Source organism: Bradyrhizobium mercantei (assembly GCF_001982635.1).
In the GTDB taxonomy this organism is placed as follows: Bacteria; Pseudomonadota; Alphaproteobacteria; order Rhizobiales; family Xanthobacteraceae; genus Bradyrhizobium; species Bradyrhizobium mercantei.
The window spans coordinates 120,329-141,971 of record NZ_MKFI01000012.1 but is presented as its reverse complement, the minus strand read 5'-3'; the positions used below and the strand labels follow the sequence as shown (position 1 = coordinate 141,971).

Annotated in this window: 22 protein-coding genes; 15 read left to right on the top strand and 7 right to left on the bottom strand. The window is 64.9% G+C overall.

Annotated elements, in window-relative coordinates:
* Nucleotides 1–14 precede the first annotated feature (14 nt).
* The 8 genes from BI327_RS38770 (at nucleotide 15) to BI327_RS38735 (ending at nucleotide 8,725) form a co-directional block, all read left to right on the top strand.
* The gene (locus BI327_RS38770) at nucleotides 15–440 is read left to right on the top strand and encodes a ribulose bisphosphate carboxylase small subunit (RefSeq protein WP_076866899.1); all 426 of its coding nucleotides are present in this window, start codon (nucleotides 15–17) and stop codon (nucleotides 438–440) included.
* A 111-nt stretch (nucleotides 441–551) separates the two neighbouring features.
* A complete protein-coding gene (cbbX, locus tag BI327_RS38765) occupies nucleotides 552–1,493 on the top strand; it encodes a CbbX protein (protein ID WP_076866898.1) in 942 nt (313 codons plus the stop codon).
* Nucleotides 1,490–2,206, top strand: a complete 717-nt coding sequence (locus BI327_RS38760) for an HAD family hydrolase (protein WP_076866897.1) — start codon at nucleotides 1,490–1,492, stop codon at nucleotides 2,204–2,206. Before cbbX ends, BI327_RS38760 begins: the two co-directional genes overlap by 4 nt.
* A 586-nt stretch (nucleotides 2,207–2,792) precedes the next feature.
* Nucleotides 2,793–3,860: a multiple monosaccharide ABC transporter substrate-binding protein gene (gene chvE / locus BI327_RS38755; RefSeq protein WP_076866896.1), complete on the top strand. Its 1,068-nt coding sequence runs from the start codon at nucleotides 2,793–2,795 to the stop codon at nucleotides 3,858–3,860.
* A 57-nt stretch (nucleotides 3,861–3,917) separates the two neighbouring features.
* Nucleotides 3,918–5,498, top strand: a complete 1,581-nt coding sequence (mmsA, locus tag BI327_RS38750; RefSeq protein ID WP_076866895.1) for a multiple monosaccharide ABC transporter ATP-binding protein — start codon at nucleotides 3,918–3,920, stop codon at nucleotides 5,496–5,498.
* Nucleotides 5,495–6,685 (top strand): multiple monosaccharide ABC transporter permease, encoded by a 1,191-nt coding sequence (gene mmsB, locus BI327_RS38745; RefSeq protein WP_076866894.1) that lies wholly within the window; start codon nucleotides 5,495–5,497, stop codon nucleotides 6,683–6,685. The genes mmsA and mmsB overlap by 4 nt, the downstream gene beginning before the upstream one ends.
* A gap of 57 nt (nucleotides 6,686–6,742) precedes the next feature.
* Nucleotides 6,743–7,576 (top strand): inositol monophosphatase family protein, encoded by an 834-nt coding sequence (locus BI327_RS38740; protein WP_076866893.1) that lies wholly within the window; start codon nucleotides 6,743–6,745, stop codon nucleotides 7,574–7,576.
* Nucleotides 7,577–8,029: 453 nt separating this feature from the next.
* A complete protein-coding gene (locus BI327_RS38735) occupies nucleotides 8,030–8,725 on the top strand; it encodes a DUF4336 domain-containing protein (protein ID WP_076866892.1) in 696 nt (231 codons plus the stop codon).
* A gap of 12 nt (nucleotides 8,726–8,737) precedes the next feature.
* On the opposite strand, the gene BI327_RS38730 is transcribed toward BI327_RS38735, so the two are convergent.
* Nucleotides 8,738–9,931, bottom strand: coding sequence for an ABC transporter substrate-binding protein (locus tag BI327_RS38730; protein WP_089025717.1), 1,194 nt, complete (start codon nucleotides 9,929–9,931; stop codon nucleotides 8,738–8,740).
* Nucleotides 9,932–10,147: 216 nt separating this feature from the next.
* Here BI327_RS38730 and BI327_RS38725 point away from each other — a divergent pair, with 216 nt between their 5' ends.
* Together BI327_RS38725 and BI327_RS38720 are read left to right on the top strand one after the other, a co-directional pair.
* Nucleotides 10,148–11,779: a flavin-containing monooxygenase gene (locus tag BI327_RS38725; protein WP_076866890.1), complete on the top strand. Its 1,632-nt coding sequence runs from the start codon at nucleotides 10,148–10,150 to the stop codon at nucleotides 11,777–11,779.
* Nucleotides 11,780–11,912: 133 nt separating this feature from the next.
* A complete protein-coding gene (locus tag BI327_RS38720) occupies nucleotides 11,913–12,323 on the top strand; it encodes a (R)-mandelonitrile lyase (protein ID WP_076866889.1) in 411 nt (136 codons plus the stop codon).
* A 13-nt stretch (nucleotides 12,324–12,336) separates the two neighbouring features.
* Here BI327_RS38720 and BI327_RS38715 read toward each other — a convergent pair whose 3' ends face one another.
* Both BI327_RS38715 and BI327_RS38710 read right to left on the bottom strand, forming a co-directional pair.
* On the bottom strand, nucleotides 12,337–13,386 hold the full coding sequence (locus BI327_RS38715; protein WP_076866888.1) for a LacI family DNA-binding transcriptional regulator: 1,050 nt from the start codon (nucleotides 13,384–13,386) through the stop codon (nucleotides 12,337–12,339).
* A gap of 99 nt (nucleotides 13,387–13,485) precedes the next feature.
* Nucleotides 13,486–14,415, bottom strand: coding sequence for a LysR family transcriptional regulator (locus BI327_RS38710; RefSeq protein ID WP_076866887.1), 930 nt, complete (start codon nucleotides 14,413–14,415; stop codon nucleotides 13,486–13,488).
* A gap of 110 nt (nucleotides 14,416–14,525) precedes the next feature.
* Between BI327_RS38710 and BI327_RS38705 the strand changes: the two genes are divergently transcribed.
* The 5 genes from BI327_RS38705 to BI327_RS38685 are packed head-to-tail and all read left to right on the top strand — an operon-like array spanning nucleotide 14,526 to nucleotide 19,727.
* Nucleotides 14,526–15,782, top strand: coding sequence for a CaiB/BaiF CoA transferase family protein (locus BI327_RS38705; protein ID WP_083742394.1), 1,257 nt, complete (start codon nucleotides 14,526–14,528; stop codon nucleotides 15,780–15,782).
* 55 nt (nucleotides 15,783–15,837) lie between these two features.
* A complete protein-coding gene (locus tag BI327_RS38700) occupies nucleotides 15,838–17,061 on the top strand; it encodes an ABC transporter substrate-binding protein (RefSeq protein ID WP_076866886.1) in 1,224 nt (407 codons plus the stop codon).
* 22 nt (nucleotides 17,062–17,083) lie between these two features.
* Complete coding sequence (locus BI327_RS38695) at nucleotides 17,084–17,701, top strand: DsbA family protein (RefSeq protein WP_076866885.1); 618 nt, start codon at nucleotides 17,084–17,086, stop codon at nucleotides 17,699–17,701.
* 18 nt (nucleotides 17,702–17,719) lie between these two features.
* Complete coding sequence (locus tag BI327_RS38690; protein ID WP_076866884.1) at nucleotides 17,720–18,454, top strand: glutathione S-transferase N-terminal domain-containing protein; 735 nt, start codon at nucleotides 17,720–17,722, stop codon at nucleotides 18,452–18,454.
* Nucleotide 18,455: 1 nt separating this feature from the next.
* The gene (locus BI327_RS38685) at nucleotides 18,456–19,727 is read left to right on the top strand and encodes a CaiB/BaiF CoA transferase family protein (RefSeq protein ID WP_076866883.1); all 1,272 of its coding nucleotides are present in this window, start codon (nucleotides 18,456–18,458) and stop codon (nucleotides 19,725–19,727) included.
* Between the two features lie 25 nt (nucleotides 19,728–19,752).
* Here BI327_RS38685 and BI327_RS38680 read toward each other — a convergent pair whose 3' ends face one another.
* The 4 genes from BI327_RS38680 to bluB are packed head-to-tail and all read right to left on the bottom strand — an operon-like array spanning nucleotide 19,753 to nucleotide 21,630.
* Nucleotides 19,753–20,490, bottom strand: a complete 738-nt coding sequence (locus BI327_RS38680; RefSeq protein ID WP_076866882.1) for a CbtA family protein — start codon at nucleotides 20,488–20,490, stop codon at nucleotides 19,753–19,755.
* Nucleotides 20,491–20,499: 9 nt separating this feature from the next.
* Nucleotides 20,500–20,691, bottom strand: coding sequence for a CbtB domain-containing protein (locus tag BI327_RS38675; RefSeq protein WP_021082128.1), 192 nt, complete (start codon nucleotides 20,689–20,691; stop codon nucleotides 20,500–20,502).
* On the bottom strand, nucleotides 20,688–21,020 hold the full coding sequence (locus BI327_RS38670) for a DUF1488 family protein (RefSeq protein WP_076866881.1): 333 nt from the start codon (nucleotides 21,018–21,020) through the stop codon (nucleotides 20,688–20,690). Before BI327_RS38670 ends, BI327_RS38675 begins: the two co-directional genes overlap by 4 nt.
* Nucleotides 20,998–21,630: a 5,6-dimethylbenzimidazole synthase gene (gene bluB, locus BI327_RS38665; RefSeq protein WP_076866880.1), complete on the bottom strand. Its 633-nt coding sequence runs from the start codon at nucleotides 21,628–21,630 to the stop codon at nucleotides 20,998–21,000. The genes BI327_RS38670 and bluB overlap by 23 nt, the downstream gene beginning before the upstream one ends.
* Nucleotides 21,631–21,643: the final 13 nt, after the last annotated feature.

The following is a 21,643-nucleotide window of genomic DNA, read 5'->3' as shown; positions in this document are numbered from 1 at the left end:
AAAGGAGAACCGACATGAGAGTGACCCAAGGCTGCTTTTCTTTCCTGCCCGATCTCACCGATGAGCAGATCGCAGCGCAGGTGCAATACTGCCTCGAAAAGGGCTGGGCGGTGAACATCGAGTTCACCGACGACCCACATCCCCGCAACACCTATTGGGACATGTGGGGCCTGCCGATGTTCGACCTGCGCGATGCCGCCGGCATCATGAAGGAGCTCGCCGATTGCCGCCGTGTCTATGGAGACCGCTACATCCGCATGAGCGGCTTCGATTCTTCCCATGGCTGGGAGTCCGTGCGCATCTCTTTCATCGTCAACCGGCCAAAGAACGAGCCTGGCTTCCGGCTCGAGCGGCAAGAGGTCGGCGGCCGGAGCGTTAGCTATACGACCAGGGCTTACGCGCTGGATCGCCCCGAGGGCGAGCGCTACGCCGATCAGTGACCGCGTCCGGCTTGTAAACCAGGCGGGTTGCTCCCTCGACCGCCTGGTCCGGATGCACTTCTCCGTCGTCGCCCGCCGCGGCGACGGAGCTTTTTTCCAAGTGAGAGGACAATGACCCAAGCACAAGAAAAAATCAGCGAGCAGATCCCCGAGACGCCGCTCGAGACCATCGACCTCCGGCATGAATTCGCCGACCTCGGCATCGGCGACGTGCTCGACCAGCTCGATTCCGAATTGATCGGCCTGAAGCCCGTGAAGACCCGCATCCGGGAGATCGCATCGCTGCTGCTGGTCGAACGCATCAGGCAGAAGATGGCGCTGGCGACGACGTTTCCGACCCTGCACATGTCGTTCACCGGCAATCCCGGCACCGGCAAGACCACGGTCGCGCTCCGGATGGCCGGCATCCTGCACAAGCTCGGCTTCGTCCGCCGCGGTCACGTCATCAGTGTCACGCGCGATGACCTCGTCGGGCAATATATCGGCCACACCGCGCCGAAAACGAAGGAGATATTGAAGAAGGCGATGGGCGGCGTGCTGTTCATCGACGAGGCCTATTACCTCTATCGCCCCGAGAACGAGCGCGACTACGGCCAGGAGGCGATCGAGATCCTGCTGCAGATCATGGAAGCGCAGCGCGAGGATCTGGTGGTGATCCTGGCCGGCTATGGCGACCGGATGGAGAAATTCTTCCAGAGCAATCCGGGCTTCCGCTCCCGCATCGCGCATCACATCGACTTCCCGGATTATTCAGATCCGGAGCTGCTCTGGATCGCCGAGCTGATGTTGCAGCAGCAGAATTATCGTTTCTCCCCGGAAGCGCGCGAGGCTTTCACCAGATACATTGGCATCCGCAAGGAGCAACCGCTGTTCTCCAATGCGCGCTCGATCCGCAACGCGCTCGACCGCATCCGGCTGCGCCAGGCCAACCGGATCGTGGCCAAGCTCGACCGCACGCTCACGGCCGACGACGTGATGTCGATCGAGGCCGGCGACGTGCTGGCGAGCCGCGTGTTCGCCAAGGGTGCCGGCACGGCAGGCGAGGCGCGATGAGTGAGGCGCTCGCGGCGATCCGGACCGCCGGGATGCGCGACATCATTGCGGGCGCCCGCGCCTTGATCTTCGACGTCGACGGCACGCTCGCCGAGACCGAGGAGGTGCATCGTCGCGCCTTCAACGAGGCGTTTGCCGAAGCCGGGCTCGACTGGTTCTGGGATCAGGTCACCTATGGACGATTGCTTCGGGTGACCGGAGGCAAGGAGCGCATCCGCGCCTTCGATGAGCGCAACGCGGTGCCTATGCTGACATTCGCCGAGATCGCCGATCTGCACCGGATCAAGACCGTGCGCTATGCCGCGCTGATCGCGGCGGGTGGCTGCCCGTTGCGGCCGGGTGTCACGGCCTGGCTCGCCGGTGCGCGCCGTCGCGGCCAGCGCCTGGCGATCGCCACGACGACCTCGCACGGCAATATCGAGGCGTTGCTGTCGGTCGCGCTGGGACCGGACTGGGGCGACCTGTTCGAGACGATCGTTGCCGGTGACGACGTGCCGCGCAAGAAACCGGCGCCCGATGTTTACGTCGAGGTGCTGGCGCGGCTTGGACTCGCACCGGTGGACTGCATTGCCATCGAGGATTCCGGCAACGGCCTCGCCGCCGCGGCGCGGGCCGGCATCCCCGTGGTCATCACCCGCAGCGTGTATTTCGGCGATGATGACTTCGCCGAGGCGCTTCTGGTCGTCGATGACCTCTCCGAGGTGGACGACTAGACGCCGCCGGCTGCGGCCGGCCGTTCCGATCAATTTATTCGGCGTGTTAAATAAATCGCGCTTGCTTCCGTAGCACAGTAGGGGCATCTTCGCCGAAAGCAGCGCCGGACCGCCAGAAATTCTGGCAGGTGGTGACGGCTGCCAACAGTTTCGGGAGATGGCGCCTCGTGATCCTCCTTGCCTCCGATCAATTTATTCTGGCGATTGAATAAATGGTGCTTGCATCCATGACTGGGCAGGGGCACCATCTACCAAGGGTTGCTAGAATCAACGATGGACCACCAGAGGTTGGCAATAGTTGCTCGAGACAGCGCCTCATGATCCTTCACGTCATTCCGACGGCTCGTTCGTCCCACGGGATGGCTCGCGGGTGACCCCGGCATTGTAGGATCGATATGGCTGATCGTGCGGAGTGAGCATGGCGCTGTTGACGGGTTCAATCGACAATCCACGATTTCGGTTCGTGACGGCTGCGGCGCCGATCCGGCGTCGCCGTAGATCTGCAATCAGCCAACGCATGATGGCCGTCGGTTGACGCCGTCCAGGGCAACGGTACCCAAATTCAAAAAAGCCAAGGGAGTGACGCATGTTCAAATTGAAGGTTTCGTTGTTCGCGCTGGCGTTGGCGGGTCTATCCGTGGCCGCCTCGGATGCGTTCGCGCAGAGCAAGCCGACCATCGGCATCGCCATGCCGACAAAATCCTCGGCACGCTGGATCGACGACGGCAACAACATGGTCAAGGTGCTGAAGGAGCGCGGCTACGGCACCGACTTGCAATATGCCGATGACGACATCCCGAACCAGCTCTCCCAGGTCGAGAACATGGTGACCAAGGGCTCCAAGGTGCTGGTCATCGCCGCAATCGACGGCACCACGCTGTCCGACGCGCTGAAGCAGGCCAAGGCCCAGGGCATCACGGTGATCGCCTATGACCGGCTGATCCGCGACACGCCGAATGTCGACTATTACGCGACCTTCGACAATTTCCAGGTCGGCGTGCTGCAGGCGAGCTCGCTCGTGAACGCGCTCGGGCTCAAGGACGGCAAGGGCCCCTTCAACATCGAGCTGTTCGGCGGCTCGCCCGACGACAACAACGCCTATTTCTTCTACGACGGCGCGATGTCGGTGCTGAAGCCCTACATCGACAGCGGCAAGCTCGTGGTCGGCAGCGGCCAGATGGGGATGGACAAGGTCGCGACCCTACGCTGGGACGGCGCGACCGCGCAGGCCCGCATGGACAATCTGCTCAGCGCCTTCTACGGCAAGAAGCGGGTCGATGCCGTGCTGTCGCCCTATGACGGCCTGTCGATCGGCATCATCTCCTCCCTGAAGGGTGTCGGCTACGGCAGCAAGGACCAGCCGATGCCGTACATCAGCGGCCAGGATGCCGAGGTGCCCTCGATCAAGGCGATGCTGCGTGGCGAGCAATATTCGACCATCTTCAAGGACACCCGCGATCTCGCCAAGGTCACCGCCGACATGGTCGATGCCGTGCTGAGCAAGAAAGAAGTCAGCGTCAACGACACCAAGACCTACAACAACGGAGTCAAGGTGGTTCCGTCCTATCTGCTCAAGCCGGTCGTGGTGGACAAGACCAATTGGGAGAAAGTCTTGATTGACAGCGGCTACTACAAGCGCTCGCAATTCGACTAAGGCAGGTGAGCGGGGCGCACCACGCCGAAGCCGATCGATGCTGCGGGATATGATCCGATGACGGCAATGCTTGAGATGCGTAACGTCAGCAAGAGCTTTGCCGGCGTGCAGGCCTTGCGCGACGTCAGCTTCACCGTGGAAGCCGGCCAGATCCATGCGCTGGTCGGCGAGAACGGGGCCGGCAAGTCGACCCTGATGAAGGTGCTGAGCGGGGTCTATCCCGCCGGCAGTTATGAGGGGTCGATCCTGTTCGACGGCGAGGAGCGCCGGTTCCGCGACATCAATGACAGCGAGGCGCTGGGGATCATCATCATCCACCAGGAGCTGGCGCTGATCCCGCTGATGTCGATCGCCGAGAATATATTTCTCTCTCGCGCCCCGTCGCGGTTCGGGGTGGTCGACCGCAACGCGGCGTACCGGCGGACCGCGGAGCTGCTGGCGCAGGTCGGCCTGCGGGAATCGCCGGATACCCTGGTCACCGATCTCGGCGTCGGCAAGCAGCAGCTGGTCGAGATCGCCAAGGCGCTGTCGAAGAAGGTGCGTCTCCTGATCCTGGACGAGCCGACCGCGAGCCTCAACGAGGCCGACAGCGCCGCGCTGCTGGACCGGTTGCTGTCGTTCCGCGAGCAAGGCATCGCCTCGATCCTGATCTCGCACAAGCTCAATGAGGTCGCGCGCGTCGCCGACCGGATCACAGTGCTGCGTGACGGCCGCACGGTGGACAGTATCGATTGCCGGACCGAAGAGGTCGACGAGGACCGGATCATCCGCAGCATGGTCAACCGCGACCTCGCGCATCGCTTCCCCGAGCGGAGCGTTGCGATCGGCGATCCCGTGATGAATGTGGAGAACTGGTCGGTGTATCACCCGCTGCATACCGCCCGGCAGGTGATCAAGAACGTCGATTTCAGGGTGCGCCGCGGCGAGGTGGTCGGCATTGCCGGCCTGATGGGCGCCGGCCGCACCGAGTTCGCCATGAGCCTGTTCGGCCGCGCCTGGGGCTACAATATCACCGGCAGGATCAGCCTTGATGGCCGACAGGCCGACGTCTCCAGCGTGCCGGCGGCGATCGGTGCCGGCCTTGCCTATGTCACCGAGGACCGCAAACAGCTTGGCCTCGTGCTTGCCGACGACGTTCGCAAGAACGTGACGCTCGCGAGCCTTCGCCAAGTGTCGGATCGTGGCGTGATCGACGATGTCGTCGAGCTGAAGGCGGCGAGCGATTACCGCAACCGGATGCGGATCCGCTGTTCCGACGTCTACCAGGAGACCGGGCAGCTTTCGGGCGGCAACCAGCAGAAGGTGGTGCTGTCGAAATGGCTGATGACCGATCCACAGGTGTTGCTGCTGGACGAGCCGACCCGCGGCATCGATGTCGGGGCGAAATACGAGATTTATTGTATCATCAACGAGCTCGCGGAGGCCGGCAAGGGCGTCGTGGTGATCTCGTCGGAAATGCCGGAATTGCTCGGCATCTGCGACCGGATCTGCGTGATGAATGACGGCGCCTTCGTCGGCGAGTTCGCCAAGGGTGACGCGACGCAGGAGAAAATCATGCGCGCCATCATGCGCAATGTCAGGATGTCCGGAAACGGCGCCCCTGCCAGTGAGGCACGGGCGGGAGGCGGAGCACAATGACCGACAAGACGGTGTCACTTCCCGAGGCCCCCAAGCATTCCGGCTTCATCAAGAACAACCTGCGCAACTACGGCATGCTGCTGTCGCTGCTGGCGATCATGCTGTTCTTCGAGATCGTGACCGACGGCACGCTGTTGCAGCCGGTCAATCTCACCAATCTCGTGCTGCAGAACAGCTACATCGTGATCATGGCGCTCGGCATGCTGCTGGTGATCGTCACCGGGCATATCGACCTGTCGGTCGGCTCGGTCGCGGGGTTCGTGGGCGCGGTCGCCGCGGTGCTGATGGTGACCTACCACGTCGACTATCCCGTCGCCTTCATCGTCTGTCTTTTGGTCGGTGCCGCGATCGGCGCAGCGCAGGGCTACTGGGTCGCCTATTTCAAGATTCCGTCCTTCATCGTGACGCTGGCGGGCATGCTGGTGTTCAAGGGCCTTGCGCTCGCGGTGCTGCAGGGCCGGTCGGTCGGGCCGTTTCCGCCGACCTTCCAGAAGCTGTCGTCGGGCTTCATTCCCGAGCTGTTTCCGAGCGCCGGTACGCTCTATCCGACGTCGCTGCTGATCGGCGTCGTGCTGGCGTTCGCGCTGGTGCTCGCAAGCGCCAAGAGCCGGGCGCGCGAGCAGTCGCACGGCATCGAGGTCGAGCCCTATGCGTTCTTCCTGGCCAAGAGCATCGCGCTGGCAGGTGCGGTGCTCTACTTCACCTACCTGATCGCCTCGCATCGCGGCCTGCCGAACGTGCTCGTGATCATGACGGCCCTGATCGCGCTTTATGGATTTGTCACGCGGCGAACGGTGGTCGGCCGGCAGATCTATGCCGTCGGCGGCAACGCCAAGGCGGCGAAGCTCTCGGGCGTCAAGACCGAGCGGCTGACCTTTCTCACCTTCGTCAATATGGGCGTGCTCGCCGCGCTTGCCGGCCTGGTGTTCGCCGCGCGGCTCAACACCGCGACGCCGAAGGCCGGCCTCGGCTTCGAGCTCGACGTGATCGCCGCCTGTTTCATCGGCGGCGCCTCGGCCTATGGCGGCGTCGGCCGGGTCGGCGGCGCGGTGGTCGGTGCCATGATCATGGGTGTGATGAACAACGGGATGTCGATCCTCGGTATCGGCATCGACTACCAGCAGGTGATCAAGGGTCTCGTGCTGCTCGGCGCCGTCTGCATCGATGTCTACAACCAGCGCCGCTGACGGCGACCTGGTCACATTTCTGCGGTAGGATGCCTGCGCAATCCAGGAGAACGCCGCGTGAAACTGTCGCATGCCGATGCGCTGACCATCGGAAACATCCTCGCTGAAGTCGGCCGTACCGAGATCATGCCGCGGTTCCGCCGCGTCCGCGAGATCGAGGTCCGCACCAAGACGTCGGCGTTCGACGTCGTCACTGAAGCCGACGAGCTCGCTGAGCAGGCGATCTCGGCGGCGCTGCTGCGGGCATTCCCGAATGCCGCCGTGATCGGCGAGGAGGGCACGGCGCGTGATCCGGCCGCGCTTGATCAGGTCGGTACCGCGGAGCTCGCCTTCATCATCGATCCGATCGACGGCACCCGGAACTTCACCTCCAGCCTGCCGCTGTTCGGCAGCATGGTGGCCGCCACCATGCGCGGCGAGATCGTGTTCGGCGCGATCCATGATCCCGACTGTGGCGACACCGCATTCGCGCTGCGCGGCGAGGGCGCCTGGCTCGAAATGCCGGACGGCCGGCGGCATGACCTGAAGGTGGCCGCGGCCGTGCCGGTCGAGCAGATGGACGCGGTGGTCGGTGTCAACTTCCTGCCCGAGCCGCTGCGCGCAATTGTCGCCGGGAATCTGTCCAAGCTCGGTGCCAGCGCCTGGCTCCGATGCGCCGCGCATGAGTACCGCATGGCGGCGTCCGGCCATTGCCATCTCCTGTTCTACAACAAGCTGATGCCGTGGGATCATGCCGCGGGCTGGCTGCTGCATCGCGAGGCCGGCGGCTACAGCGCGCATTTCGACGGATCACCCTACAAGCCGGTCAACCTGACCGGCGGCCTGCTCTGCGCGCCCGACGAGGCGAGCTGGCATGCGGCACAGCAGGCGATCCTGACGCGGACCGAGTAGTTCTGGTTCAAACAGCCTGTTCGGTGTCATCATCCGCGCTACGACGCTTTCCAGGCGTCGTCCTGGCGAAAGCAGGGACCCATAACCACCGGTGCATGTTGTGAGAGGGATCGTCGCCCCAGCGTCGTGCAACAATTGGCAACGGGGGTAATGGGTCCTGGCTTCCGCCAGGACGACAGTGCGGATGGTTCTCGATTCAAGATGACAGGTGTGAGTGGGACAGGATTCCCTCCACGCGTCGTCCCTGCGAAAGCAGGGACCCATACTCCGCGGCAGAGATTGTCAACGGGACTCGTCGTTCCGGCGTCGTGCAACAATCTGCATCGGTGGTTATGGGTCCCTGCTTTCGCAGGGACGACACCGACATTGCCTCTTGTCCGCGGCCCGTCGTGCCAGCATGGTAGATGAACCGGCCACGCCGGCGGTGTGCGGCGCGACGGTGGTTGATCGGACATGACGGTATTGCAGGACTTCGGCGACGACATCTGGATTGCCGGAGGACCGAACGTCGCGGTCGCCGGGTTTCACTATCCGACCCGGATGGCCGTCATCAGGCTCTCGGATGGGGGTCTTTTCATCTGGTCGCCGGTCCACTTGACGGAGGAACTGCGCGCCGCCGTGGACGCGCTCGGCCAGGTCAGGCACATCGTGGCGCCCAACTCACTGCATCATCTGTTCCTCGCCGAGTGGAAGCGGGCCTATCCGGCCGCCGTGCTCCACGCTCCGCCGGGCCTGCGCAAGCGGCGCCGTGATCTCGCCTTCGATGCCGATCTCGCCGATGGAGCAAGCCTTGATTGGGCGGGGCAGATCGACCAGGTGGTGATGCGCGGCAATCTGATTACGTCGGAGGTGGTGTTCTTCCATGTCGAGAGCAGGACGGTGCTGTTCACCGACCTGCTGCAGCAGATTCCGGCCGAACTGGTCGCGGGCTGGCGGGCGATGATCGCGAAACTCGACCTGATGGTCGGGCCTGAGCCGTCGGTGCCGCGCAAGTTCCGCGTTGCCTTCACCGGCCGCCGCGCGGCGCGCGAGGCGATGCAACGCATTCTGGCGTGGCCTGCCGAAAAGGTGCTGATGGCCCATGGCACGCCCGTGGAGCAGGATGCGCGGGCATTCCTGCGCCGCGCGTTCGCCTGGCTGACCGGATGACGCCGGGAGGCGTTATTCGCTGCCCACTTCGCCGGTGATGATGTTGCCGAACAGCTTCCAGCTCTCGCCTTCGAACCGCATCAGCTGCGACTGCTCGATCGGGCGGAAGTCGGACGCGCTGGTGTTGATCCTGATTCCGGGCAGGATCATCTTCGGTGCAAAATCCTTCAGGCTGGCGGCCTGTTTCATCACGTTCTCGCGGGTGAGATCGTCGCCGCACTGCTTGAGCACCTGCGCCAGCGTCTGCGCGGCGGCGTAGCCATAGACGTGATTGCCGTTGGTCTTGTCGCCGTCGGGCATGTACTTGTCCATGAAGGCGCGCCACTCCTTCGTCTCGGCGTCATCGTTCCAGATCGTGTCGGTCGGATCCTTGAGGTAGGCGACCGAGATGATGCCTTGCGAATGCTCGATGCCGGCGGCGCGCATCACCGAAGCGACCGAGGTTGCGGTCGAGGTCAGGAAGAAGGTCGGCTTCCAGCCGAGTTCGGCGACCTTCTTGATGGTCTGCGCCGCGCCCTTCGGCGCCGCCCAGGTGAACAGGATGTCGGCGCCCGAGGCGCGCAGCGCCACGATCTGCGAGTCCAGCGTCGGATCGGTCAGCTCGTAGGATTTGTCGGCGACGATCATGCTGCCGGCCTTGTCGCCGAGGCCGTCGCGCAGCCCCTTGAGCGCGTCCTTGCCGGCATCGTCGTTCTGCCAGAGCACCGCGATCTTGCCGTTAGGGAATTTGTCCAGGATGTATTTGGCGTAGATCCGCCCCTCGCTCTGGTAGTTCGGCTGCCAGCCCATGGTCCAGGGGAAGTCCTTCGGATCGCCGAAGCGCGTCGCGCCCGACGCGATGAAGAGGTGAGGGACCTTCTTGCCGTTGAGATATTTCTGGATCGCGACATTGGGCGCGGTGCCGAGCGGCTGGAACACCAGCAACACCTCGTCGCCTTCGACCAGCTTGCGCGCCTGCTCGACCGATTTCGGCGGCGAGAAGCCGTCGTCATAGCTGATGAAGTTGATCTTGCGTCCGTTGATGCCGCCCTGGTCGTTGATCATCTTGAAATAGGCCGCCTCGGTGCGGCCGATCGCGCCATAGGCGGACGCGGGGCCGCTATAGGGCATGATGTTGCCGATCTTGATCTCGGTATCCGAGACCCCCGGGCCGTAATTCTTCTGCGCGAGCGCCGGCGACAGCGCGCCGATCGTTGCCGCGACCATTGCGCACGCGCGAAGACAAAAACCGTCCAACATCCCTCGGTCACTCCCTGATGATCCATTTGTTGCCTTGTGACGTATGCGCGGGCCTGCTTCTCGAGCGGCCCGTGCGTTGACGCCCGGCGACAATTATCGTATGCGCTTCCGTCTGGAAACGTTTCCAGACTAGCGCGTGTTCCCAGCGATGGCAATATTCCTGCGGCCGGAGAGGTGTGACAAATGAGCAGACTGGAACAGGCGAGCCTGGAGCACGGCGCGAGGCCGCCGCTGGTCGCCGAATGCGATGCCGTCGTGGTCGGTGCCGGCTTCGGCGGGCTGTATGCGATCTACCGGTTGCGCCAGCTCGGGCTGAAGGTGATCGGCATCGAGGCGGCGTCCGATGTCGGCGGCACCTGGTACTGGAATCGCTATCCCGGCGCGCGCTGCGACATACCGAGCCTGTTCTATTCCTACACCTGGTCGGAGGAGCTGCGGCAGGAATGGCGCTGGAGCGAGAAATACGCCGCCCAGCCGGAGATCCTGCGTTATGCGCAGCACGTCGCCGATCGGTTCGAGCTGCGCTCCCTGATCCGTTTCGAGACGCGGGTGACCAGCGCCGATTGGGACGAGGCTGGCGAGAGCTGGACCGTGCGCACCGATCGCGGCGATTGCATCGTCGCATCGATCTGCGTGATGGCGACCGGCAACCTCTCCGTCCCCAACAAGCCGAAGCTCGCGGGTCTCGAGCGGTTTCGCGGGCCGGTCTATCACACCGGGCAATGGCCGCATCGGGAGGTCGACTTTTCCGGCCTGCGCGTCGCGGTGATCGGCACCGGCTCGTCGGGCGTGCAGACCATCCCGATGGTCGCAAAGGCGGCGAGCCGCCTGACCGTCTTCCAGCGCACGCCGAACTACTCGGTGCCCGCGCGCAATGCGCCGCTGTCGGACGACGACATCGCGGCGGCCGAGCCCGTGATCGCGAAATATCGCGAAAGCCTCGAGACGCCGGAATTCGGACGGGTGCCCGCCAACGCCTTCGATGCTGCGGTGCCCGACCGCGACGTGCAATGGGCGCGTTATCAACAGCTGTGGGAGCAGGGCGGCGGCGGCATCCTGACCGCATTCCCGAACATCCTGACCGATGAGGCCGTCAACGACGTCGCCTGCGATTTCGTGCGCGACAAGATCCGCGGCATGGTCGACGACGCGACCACGGCGGACGTGCTGTCACCGAAGGATTATCCGCTCGGCGTCAAGCGCATCTGCATCGATACCGGCTATTTCACGACCTACAATCTGCCGCATGTCGAACTGGTTGATCTGCGTGCGGAGCCGCTGACGACGGTCACCGAGACCGGTGTCGAGACTGCGACTCGGTCGTTCGCGCTCGACGCGCTGGTGCTCGCGACGGGGTATGACGCGATGACCGGCGCACTCGCCGCGATGCAGATCCGGGGACGCGACGGCGCCACGTTGCAGGAGGCCTGGGCCGACGGACCCAGCGCCTATCTCGGCCTGATGGTGTCGGGCTTCCCGAACCTGTTCGTCGTGACCGGGCCGGGCAGTCCATCAGTGATCGGCAATGTGATCCATGCCTGCGAGAACCATGTCGAGTGGATCACGGCCTGCGTCGGCAGCATGCGCGACAAGGGACAGACGCGGATCGAGCCGGAGCGCGATGCCGAGCGTGCCTGGATGGCGCATGTCGCGGATGCGGCCAGCCGCACGCTCTATCCGAAGGCCAATTCCTGGTACCAGGGCGCCAACATCGCGGGCAAGCCACGCGTGTTCATGCCCTATGTCGGCCAGGGCTACCGCCACCGCATCGCGCAGATCGCGCAGCGCGGTTACGAAGGATTTGTGCTGCGCTGAGGCGGGGTCTCGCGGGCGGCTGTCTCTCTCCGTCATTGCGAGCCATCGGGCGCGCGTTCGCGCGACGCGTTGGCTCGCAATGACGATAGGGTTGGAACCGTTTCCAGATTTGAGAAAGGTTGGAGGACAGAACATGGAGATCAAGCGCGCAGGAACGGTCCCGAGCCGCCGCGGCAATGCGGAATGGTTCAGCGGCACCGTATGGGCCGACGCGATCGTCAATGCGGCCGCGCCGGCGCGCCTGCAAGGTGCGCGCGTCACGTTCGAGCCGGGGGCACGCACGGCGTGGCACACCCACCCGCTCGGCCAGATGCTCTACGTCACCGCCGGCGCCGGATATGTGCAGAGCTGGGACGGTCCGATCCGCGTGATCCGCCCGGGCGATGTGGTGTGGATTCCGCCGGGCGAAAAGCACTGGCACGGCGCGGCGCCGACCACGGGCATGAGCCACATCGCGATCCACGAAGCGCTCGACAGCGATTACGCGACCTGGATGGAGCACGTCTCCGATGCGCAATACGCGGCGGCGCCGCAGGCGGATTGACCGGCGCGCGACGCTACTTTCGTCCCCGCGCGGGCGCCGCCGGTGCGGCGCAGGAATGGCGCAGGATGAGGCGCGTCGGCAGATAGATCGGCTCGGCCGTGCCGGCAGGCTTCTCGCTGTCGCGGATCCGCTCCAGCAACAGCCGCGCGGCGGTGCGGCCGACCTCGTTCATGTCCCAGCTCAGGGCCGAGATCGCGGGCGTCGCATGGCGCGCGAGGTCGGTGTCGCCGCTGCACACGATCGACACGTCCTGCGGATAGCGCAGGCCGTTGCTGGTGATCGCGTCCAGCACCTCGGCCAGCATGCTGGTGCCGAGCGAGATGATTGCGGTCGGCGGCTTCGCCGACTGCAAGAGCTGACACACCGAGCTGAAGGCGGTGTTGGCGCCCTGCATGTGCGGGCGGATCAGGCCTGCGTCGACCTCGATCTTCGCCTCCTGATGCGCCTGTCGGTAGCCGGCGAGCCGCTCCGAGCTCGGCAGCACCGCGGCGCTGCCGGTGAGGAGCGCGATCCGGCGGTGGCCGAGGCCGATCAGATAGCGCGTCGCCTCCAGCGCGCCGCCACGGTGATCGACCCGAACCGGGATGCTATCCGGCACGTCGCGATCGACGGTGACGCAGGGCAGCTCGAGCGTCGCCAGGCCCTTCATGAAATCCTTGTGCGAATTGTCGCCCGCGAACAGCAGCAGCCCATCCATCTGGCGCCGCCGCACCGCCGACAGGAACGCCGCCTCGCGCGCCTCCTCATGCTTGGTGGCCGCCAGCATCAACAGGAAGCCGGCGCGCTGGAATTCCTCCTCCGCCGCGCTCACCATGCCGGTGTAGTGCGGATTGGAGAAATCGGCGACCATGCAGCCGATCGTGTTGGAGGCGCGCGAGCGCAGCGCCTGCGCCGCCTGGTCGGGCTCGAAGCCCAGCCGCTTCACCGCGCGCATGATGCGGGCATGCAGCTCCGCACTGGTATAGATGCCGCCATTGAGCGTGCGGCTGACGCTTGAGACGGACACGCCGGCCTCGGCCGCGACGTCACGAATCGTCGGTCGTGTCCGTCGCGCCTTTGCCATTCGTGGTCGGGTCCCGTCGCATCTGGTGTTGCCGAACCTAATCAGGCTCGGCCGCGAATCTCAAATGATTCTTGGATGTCGGGCGCGGTGCGCCGCCTGCTATCGCCGTGAGGCGCTCAGGAACAGCGGCCGGAAGATATCCAGAAAGCCGGTCGCGGCCGGGGTCAGCGGGCGGTTCTTCAGCCGCAGGATCCCGATCTTGCGGACCAGCGGCGGCGAGACCAGCCGCTTGACGACCACGCCGCGCGGGGCGCGCGGCGGCAACGCCGAGGCCGGGACGATCGAGATGCCGACATTGGCGCCGACGAAATCGTACAGCGTGCCGAACTGCTCGACGATGGTGCTGTGCTTGAGCACGATGCCGTTCGCGGTCGCGACGCTGTCGATTTGCTGCCGCAGGCCCGAGCCGGTCGGAAGCGAGACGAACGCTTCGTTGCGCAATTCGCGCAGGCTCAGCGTGCTCTTGTCCCGCAAGGGATGGCGCGACGGCAGGATCGCGAAGCAGGACTCCTGCACCACGTCGTCGCTGACGACCTCATGGCCGAGCGCAGTGACGTTGCCGACGCCGAAGTCGGCAAAGCCGCTGCGCACGTCCTCATAGACCTGGCTGCCGAGGCCCTCGCGCAAATGGATTTCGACGCCCGGATGCGCCTTCCTGTATTTCAGCACGGCCTCCGGCACCACGTGGTGGGTGAGCGACAACAGGCAGGAGACGATCAGGCGTCCCTTGATCTGCTCGCCCAGCGCGCGGGCGTTGTCGACCTGGGCGCCGAGATCGGCGAGCAGGCGCTGGATCGACGCCGTGAACTCGCGGCCCGGCGCGGTCAGGATGACGTTGCGCGTCGATCGCAGGAACAGCGAGACGCCGAGCTGCCGTTCGAGCTGAAGCACGAGACGGCTCACCGCCGATTGCGTCATGCCGAGGTCGGCGGCGGCCGCGGTGAAGCTGCCATACACCGCGACCGAGTTGGCGGCGCGAAGATGTTTGAGGCTGACCTCGAACCCGCGTGGACGTCGCTCGCGCATCATTCATTCCATTCTGGCATCAATAATCCGGATCGGAAAATATTTGACCTATATGCCCGCGGCGTCAACGATGAAGACAACGACAGAGCAGCGAGCGGGAAGGGAAATTGCGGATGACGGCGAGCCCGATGATGACGAGGCAAGGCGCGCTGCACGGTGTCCGCGTTCTCGACCTCACACGCTTCTATTCGGGTCCGTTCGCGACCTTGATGCTGGCGGGCTTCGGCGCCGAGGTCATCCGCATCGATACCCCGGATCAGGGCGATCCCACCATGACCGGGCCGCCGTTCCTCGGCAGGGATGGCGTTTCGCTCGACCGCAAGCATGACAGCGATCTCGGCCTTGCCTATCTGAAGCGCTGCCGCGACAAGAAGTCGATCACGCTGAACATGCGCTCGGCGGAGGGCATGGAGCTGTTCCATGCGCTGCTGCGCAAGGCCGACATCCTGGTCGAGAATTTGCGTCCCGGTGCCGCTGAGCGGCTCGGGATCGATTACGCGGTGAACCGTCAGGTCAACCCGGCAATCGTGCATTGCGCGCTGACCGGCTACGGTTCGACCGGTGCCGACAAGCGCCTCAAGGCCTACGATTTGATGATCCAGGCGGCCGCCGGATTGATGTCCATTACCGGTGAGCCGGATGCCGGTCCGAGCAAGGCTGGCACCGCGCTTGCCGACGGCATCACCGGCGCCTTTGCCGTTTCCGGCATTCTCGCCGCGCTGACCGAGCAGCGCATGTCGGGACGCGGCCAGTTCGTCGACGTCGCGATGGTCGATTGCCTGCTGTCGCTGGTGCTCGACGAACCCCTGGATTGCTATCCGCAGATGGGGATGGCGCCACGGCAGGGCAATCGCATCATGCGGTTCTCGCCCTTCAACACCTATGCCACGCGCGACGGTGCGATCGCGCTCGGCGCCGCGACCAACGAGGACTGGCTGGCGCTGCTGCGCGTAATGGACCGGCTGGACCTCGCCGGAGACGCGAAGTTCATGAACACCAGCTGGCGCGTGGCAAACAACGCGATCATCGACGCCATCGTCACCGAATGGACCCGGGCACGCACCACGTCGGAGGCGATCGATGCACTCAATCGCGGTGATGTCGCCGCGAGCCCGATCCGCGACATCGATGACATCCTCGCCTGGGAGCATCTCGACGCGCGCGACATGCTGCAAGCGGTCGAGCATCCGACCGAGACGCTGGAGCAGCGCGTGATCGGCGCCGGGTTCCCGATCAAGATGGGGCGGACGCACAGGGGATATACCGCGCCGGCTCCGACGCTCGGGCAGAACAACCAGGAGATCTATGGCGGCCTGCTCGGCCTCTCCAGTGAGAGGATCGACGATTTGAAGTCAAGGCGGATCATCTGAAGCAAAGAGGCCGGCACACGCATGCCGGCCCACACGGGGAGCGTCGAGGACAGTCATGGCGAAGAAATCAGGAATAACAGGTGCGGCGATCGCGTTGCTGGTCGGCAGCGCGATGTTGACGCCGGTTCGGGCGGAGGACGTGCGGCCGGTCAGGATCGGCGTGCTTACCGACATGTCGGGGATGTACCGCGACATCATGGGGCCGGGCTCGGTGCTCGCAGCGAAGATGGCGGTCGAGGATTTCGGCGGCAGGGTGCTTGACCGTCCGATCGAGGTGATCTCCGGCGATCACCAGGCCAAGCCCGACGTCGGCGCGGCGATTGCCCGCAACTGGTTCGACAATGGCGGCGCGGATGTCGTGGTCGACGTGGCGCAATCTGCCGTCGCGCTCGCCGTGCAGGAGCTGGCGCGGACACGCAACAAGATCGTGATCCATGGCGTGACGGGGAGTCCTGCGATCACCCAGCAGGCCTGCGCGCCGACTGCGTTTTCCTGGTCGCTCAATGCCTACGCCATCTCGGCGCCGCTGCCGAAGCCGCTGATCGAGCGCGGGCTCGACAGCTTCTTCTTCCTCTCGGCCGACTATTCCTTCGGCAAGGCGATGGAGGATGCCGCGGCAAACGCCATCAAGGCGGCCGGTGGCAAGGTGCTGGGCTCGGTGCGCTTCCCGCAGAATAACCCCGACTTCAGCTCCTTCCTGCTGCAGGCGGTGGCGTCGAAAGCCAAGGTGATCTGGCTGATCTCGGCAGCCGAGGACACCACCAACGCGCTGAAGCAGGCCAAGGAGTTCGGCATCGCCGAGGGCGGCCAGCACATCGTGGTGCCGCTGACCTACATCACCAACGTGCACGCGCTCGGCATTGCCAACGTGCAGGGGCTGACCTTTGCGACGCCGTTCTACTGGGACCGGACCGACAAGACGCGGGCCTGGTCGGCGCGCTTCTTCAAGCAGCATCACGCGATGCCGACCATGGACCAGGCCGCGGTCTATTCGGGAACGTTGCACTATCTGCAGGCGGTTGCTGCCGCCAACAGCCTGGACGGTCTGAAGGTCGCCGACGAGATCCGCAAGCTGCCGGTCAACGACATGTATGTCGAGAACGGCTCGGTGCGCGCCGACGGCTGGCTGATGCATCCGTTCTACATGGCAAGCATCAAGGCCCCCGGCGAGGTCAGGAAGCCCTGGGACTACTACACCATCGAGAAGGTCATTCCGGCTTCCGAAGCGGCGCAGCCGTTGTCGGAGAGCCAGTGCCCGCTCGTCGCCCAATCGCAATGACATCGACATGAAAGGAGAGACAATGTCCCGCGAAGTTCTCAAGATGTATTCGGACTACAAGAGCCCGTACGCCTGGCTGGCGTTCGATCCGGTGTTCGAGCTGGAGAAGAAGTTCGACATCAGGGTGCAGTGGCGGCCGTTCCAGCTGCGGATCAAGGGCTCCGGCCAGCGCAGCGTCTATTCGGAATACAAGGTCAAGTATTCCTACATGGATGCACGGCGGAGCGCCAACGAGCGCGGCGACAAGAAGATCATCCGCGGCCCGCTGAAGATCTTCGACACCGCGCCGGCGCTGATCGGCGGGCTGTTCGCGGAGAAGCAGGGGCGGCTGATCGAATACAGCCGGCTGGTCTATGAGCTGTTCTTCCGCCGCGAGCTTGCGGTCGACGAGGTCGATGCGGTGGAGCGCTTCATCGAGTCGCTTGGGATGTCCGGCGCGGAGTTCCGCAGCTATTTCGAGGGCGACGGCCGCCGCGAATATGAGGAGGCGCAGCAGGAGAGCCAGGGCGATCACATCTTCGGCGTGCCGATCTGCGTGTTCCGCGGCGAGCAATTCTGGGGCAACGATCGGGTGCCGATGCTCGAGCGGCGGCTGCTGGAGGCCGGCCTGTCGCTGTCGCGCGAAAAGCAGCTGGCCTGAGCCGTGCCGGAGGCTGCGATGATCGACCTTCATTTCGCGCCGACGCCGAATGGCTGGAAGATCTCGATCATGCTCGAGGAATGCGGGCTGCCGTACACCGTCGTGCCGGTCAACATCACGCGCGGTGACCAGTTCAAGCCCGAATTCCGCAAGCTCAATCCCAATGGCCGGATCCCTGTCATCGTCGACAGGGATCCGCCCGGCGGCGGCGCGCCGCTGACGATCTTCGAGTCCGGAGCAATCCTGCTTTACCTCGCGGAGAAAACCGGAAGGTTCTTTCCACACGACCTGCGTGGTCGCTACCGCGTGCAGCAATGGCTGATGTGGCAGATGAGCGCGCTCGGCCCGATGCTGGGCCAGAACGGGCACTTCTCGCTCTATGCGCCGAGCAGGATTCCCTACGCAGTCGAGCGCTATGGCAATGAGGCACGCCGCCTCTACGGCGTGCTCGACGATCGGCTGGGCGAGAGCGGCTATGTCGCCGGCGACGATTATTCGATCGCCGACATCGCCTGCTTTCCCTGGGTGATGACCCACAAGGCGCAGGGTTTCACGCTCGACGACGTCCCGCATGTCAGGCGCTGGTTCGCTGAGCTGCGCGCGCGGCCCAAGCTCCAGCAGGGGCTGGCGGTCGGCCGCCGCGCGGTGCGCAGGACGCTCGACGACGAGGCGCGCAGCAATCTGTTTGGAACGAGGCCGGCGGGCGGAGACGCGCCCGGCGGAGCTCTGCAATCACAACAACTGGATCATTGAGATGACCCTGCCTCCGAAAATGCTGAGCGGCTACCGCGTGCTCGATATCACCCAGTTCGTCGCGGGCCCGACTTGCACGCGACTATTGGCCGAGGCCGGCGCCGACGTGATCAAGATCGAGCTCGCGCCATTCGGCGACCGGTCGCGCTTCCAGGGCCTGAAGCCGCGCGACCCCACTTACAAGAACACGTCGCAGAGCACCTATTTCTTCCAGCAAAACCATTCGAAGCGCAGCCTCGCGCTCGACTTCAAGCATGAGAAGAGCCGCCAGATCCTGACCCGGCTCGCGGCCAGGGCCGACGTTCTGGTGGAGAACTTTACGCCCGGGGTGATGGAGCGCGCCGGGCTTGGCTACGAAACGCTCAAGCAGATCAATCCGCGGCTGATCATGTGCTCGATCTCGTTCGCGGGGCAGACCGGTCCGCTGAGCGACAAGCCCGGCTTCGATTACATCGCGCAGGCCTTCGCGGGGATCACCGGGGTGATCGGCGATCCCGATGGCAAGCCGGCGCAGGTGCCGGTCGCGATCGGAGACGCCTCGACCGGCGTCGCCGCGGCGATGGCCGTCGGCTTTGCGCTGCTTCACCGTGAGCGGACCGGAGAGGGGCAGTTCATCGAATCGACGCTGCTCGACACCTACTTTCATATGCACGAGGCCAACGTGCCGAAGGTCGCGCTGCGCGGCGACAGCTTCGTGCCGCAGCGGGAAGGTTCGCTGCACCCGAATGGCGGCCCGGTCGGGGTGTTCGATTGCGGCCGGGGCGAGTTTCTCGTGATCTGCGCGCTGGCGCATCAATGGCCGCAGATGGTCCGCGCGCTGGGGCGGCCGGAGCTCGAGAAGGACCCGCGGTTCGAGTCCGCACGCGCCCGTGCCGACAACAGGGTGGAGGTCGGCGAGATTGTCGAAGCCTGGCTCAAGACCTTCCCGTCGCGCGAGGCCGCGATCGCAGCCCTTGAGCAGGAGAGGATTCCCTGCGCGCCGGTGCTGACCCTGAATGACGCGATGGCCGAACCGCATCTGATCGAGCGCGGCACGGTGCGCCATGTCAGCGATCCCAGGATCGGCCAATTTGCCATTCCGGGCGCGCCGATGCGCTTCTCGGAATGGCCGCAGCGCACCGAGCTGAGGGCCGACCTGCTCGGCGAGCACAATGAGGAAATCCTCGGCGAGCTCGGCCTGTCCGAGCAGGAGATCGACCAGCTCTACGCGGACAAGGTTTTGGTGCAGGACAGGGAGTTGCGGGCGAAAAAGCCGCTCAGGCAGGCGAGCTGAGCGGCGTCACGCTCGAACAGCGAAGTCAGGCCGACGCGGGCCGATCGAAATAGGCGAAGGCGGCGCTGGTCAGGCCGCCGAGCAGCGACCAGAACACCAGGCTGGTTAGCGTGACGGCGACGACGAACTGATGCGACAGTGACGAGGGCACGTTGGTCTCGACATGCTCGAGCTCGGGTGCGCCGATCAGATGCGGCAGCATGATCAGCACCACGCCGGCGATCGCGGCCGGCATCGAGCGCCGGAACACGATCAGCCCGAGGCCGGCTGATGTCGCCAGCACCGCCATCGTCCACCAGATCTGGCGCGAGAGCAGCGGAGCGGCGGGCACGCCCGGCAATTCGGGCGGCAACCCGAGACCGGGCGCGATGGTGAAGACGGCAAAACCGGCGAGACCCCACATCAGGCCTTCGTGCCACGAGATCGGCTCGCCGGTCGCACCGCTGCGGACCGCAAGGAAGCCGCACAGCAAAAGCGCAAAGCCGATCCCGGTCAGGATGTTCGCGCCCGCGGTATAGAGATTGCGCTCCAGCCCGTCCCGCGGCTCCCAGGCCTCGGCGCCATGATCATGATCGGCGTGATCGTGCACGAGGATGGCCTGCGGCGGCGCTGCGGCTTCGTGCTTGTGCTCGGCCGCCTTCTCATAGACCTCGGCCTTGAGGATCAGGGGGACGGTGCCGAACTGCTGGACCGCGGTGACGATCAGGCCAACGATGAATCCGGCAATGACCGACGAGAAGACGATCGAGCGAAACGTGTTCATGCCGGTGAGTTAGTGGCAGGGGAACGCGTTGGAGTGGCGCACATCGTGCGCGGCATTGTGGATCACGTCGATGTGCGAGAAGCCGACCACGCCGACGATGAACAGGCCGAGCGTCATCGCCATCAGCGACTGGGCAAGCCGGCCGACCTGTCGGGTGGCAACCGGCAGATGCTGGGCTTGCGCGGTCTGGGACTGGCTCATGGTCGTTCTCCACATTCGATTTGGTCGGCTTCTAGCAGCTTTCGAGCGATGTCGCGACTGGTAAGATGCAGATTTGTTCCAGGAGGGATGCGCTTGCGCAGGATCTTGGCGTCGGCCGCGGCCCTGAACGCGTCTCGATACCGCTCGAAATAGCCGATGCAGGCCTCCGGCACCGGCTCCGCGCCGAGCAGCGTCCGAAACGCACCCCGATGCACGGCGCAGATGGCGCCGTGCTCCGGAACGGCAAAGACCAGGGAGGCGATGTCCGCGCGCCAGTGCGCGGCGCCGCTGCCGGCCGGACATTCGTCAGCGCCGGATGGTGAACTCATCCGGACCTCGCCGCGATTCCCACTTGGCCTGCTCGAGCTCCGGGCGGTCGCATTCGGCCTGGGGATAACCGACGCAGAGATAGCCGATCAGTTTCCACGCATCCGGAATCTCCAGGATCTCGTGAATGCGCCCTGGGTTGAGGATCGACACCCAGCCGAGCCCGATGCCTTCAGCGCGCGCGGCAAGCCACATCGAACAGATCGCGGCGACCACCGAGTATTCCGTCGTTTCCGGCATCGTCGCGCGGCCAAGGCCGGAGCCGATCTGGTCGCTCCTCTCGGCGAACACGGCGAGATGGCCCGGTGCCTCCTCGAGGCCGGATAATTTCAATGCGGCATATTTTGCGGCCCGTTCGCCCGAATAGGAGCGCAGCGCATCGGCGTTGCAGGCCTTGAAGTCTTCGATGACAGCGCGGCGCCGTGCCACATCGTCGACAATCACGAAGCGCCAGGGCTGGCTCAGCCCGACCGAGGGCGACAGGCAGGCGATCTCGATCAGCCGTTCGATCGACCCATCCGGCAGCGGATCGGTTCGAAAGCGCCGCACGTCGCGCCGCCACACGAACAGCTCGTGCAGTTGCCGGCGGAACGCATCGTCGAATGAGATCATCGCGGGCCTTTGA

Bases quoted from the DNA above. Each gene is read 5' to 3' on its own strand.
- BI327_RS38700 (WP_076866886.1), top strand. From the start codon at position 15,838: ATGGCGAAGAAATCAGGAATAACAGGTGCGGCGATCGCGTTGCTGGTC.
- BI327_RS38720 (WP_076866889.1), top strand. From the start codon at position 11,913: ATGGAGATCAAGCGCGCAGGAACGGTCCCGAGCCGCCGCGGCAATGCG.
- bluB (WP_076866880.1), bottom strand. From the start codon at position 21,630: ATGATCTCATTCGACGATGCGTTCCGCCGGCAACTGCACGAGCTGTTC.
- BI327_RS38695 (WP_076866885.1), top strand. From the start codon at position 17,084: ATGTCCCGCGAAGTTCTCAAGATGTATTCGGACTACAAGAGCCCGTAC.
- BI327_RS38725 (WP_076866890.1), top strand. From the start codon at position 10,148: ATGAGCAGACTGGAACAGGCGAGCCTGGAGCACGGCGCGAGGCCGCCG.
- BI327_RS38730 (WP_089025717.1), bottom strand. From the start codon at position 9,931: ATGGTCGCGGCAACGATCGGCGCGCTGTCGCCGGCGCTCGCGCAGAAG.
- BI327_RS38680 (WP_076866882.1), bottom strand. From the start codon at position 20,490: ATGAACACGTTTCGCTCGATCGTCTTCTCGTCGGTCATTGCCGGATTC.
- BI327_RS38715 (WP_076866888.1), bottom strand. From the start codon at position 13,386: ATGGCAAAGGCGCGACGGACACGACCGACGATTCGTGACGTCGCGGCC.
- BI327_RS38705 (WP_083742394.1), top strand. From the start codon at position 14,526: ATGACGGCGAGCCCGATGATGACGAGGCAAGGCGCGCTGCACGGTGTC.
- chvE (WP_076866896.1), top strand. From the start codon at position 2,793: ATGTTCAAATTGAAGGTTTCGTTGTTCGCGCTGGCGTTGGCGGGTCTA.
- BI327_RS38770 (WP_076866899.1), top strand. From the start codon at position 15: ATGAGAGTGACCCAAGGCTGCTTTTCTTTCCTGCCCGATCTCACCGAT.
- BI327_RS38735 (WP_076866892.1), top strand. From the start codon at position 8,030: ATGACGGTATTGCAGGACTTCGGCGACGACATCTGGATTGCCGGAGGA.
- BI327_RS38685 (WP_076866883.1), top strand. From the start codon at position 18,456: ATGACCCTGCCTCCGAAAATGCTGAGCGGCTACCGCGTGCTCGATATC.
- BI327_RS38670 (WP_076866881.1), bottom strand. From the start codon at position 21,020: ATGAGTTCACCATCCGGCGCTGACGAATGTCCGGCCGGCAGCGGCGCC.
- mmsA (WP_076866895.1), top strand. From the start codon at position 3,918: ATGACGGCAATGCTTGAGATGCGTAACGTCAGCAAGAGCTTTGCCGGC.
- BI327_RS38710 (WP_076866887.1), bottom strand. From the start codon at position 14,415: ATGATGCGCGAGCGACGTCCACGCGGGTTCGAGGTCAGCCTCAAACAT.
- cbbX (WP_076866898.1), top strand. From the start codon at position 552: ATGACCCAAGCACAAGAAAAAATCAGCGAGCAGATCCCCGAGACGCCG.
- mmsB (WP_076866894.1), top strand. From the start codon at position 5,495: ATGACCGACAAGACGGTGTCACTTCCCGAGGCCCCCAAGCATTCCGGC.
- BI327_RS38690 (WP_076866884.1), top strand. From the start codon at position 17,720: ATGATCGACCTTCATTTCGCGCCGACGCCGAATGGCTGGAAGATCTCG.
- BI327_RS38675 (WP_021082128.1), bottom strand. From the start codon at position 20,691: ATGAGCCAGTCCCAGACCGCGCAAGCCCAGCATCTGCCGGTTGCCACC.
- BI327_RS38760 (WP_076866897.1), top strand. From the start codon at position 1,490: ATGAGTGAGGCGCTCGCGGCGATCCGGACCGCCGGGATGCGCGACATC.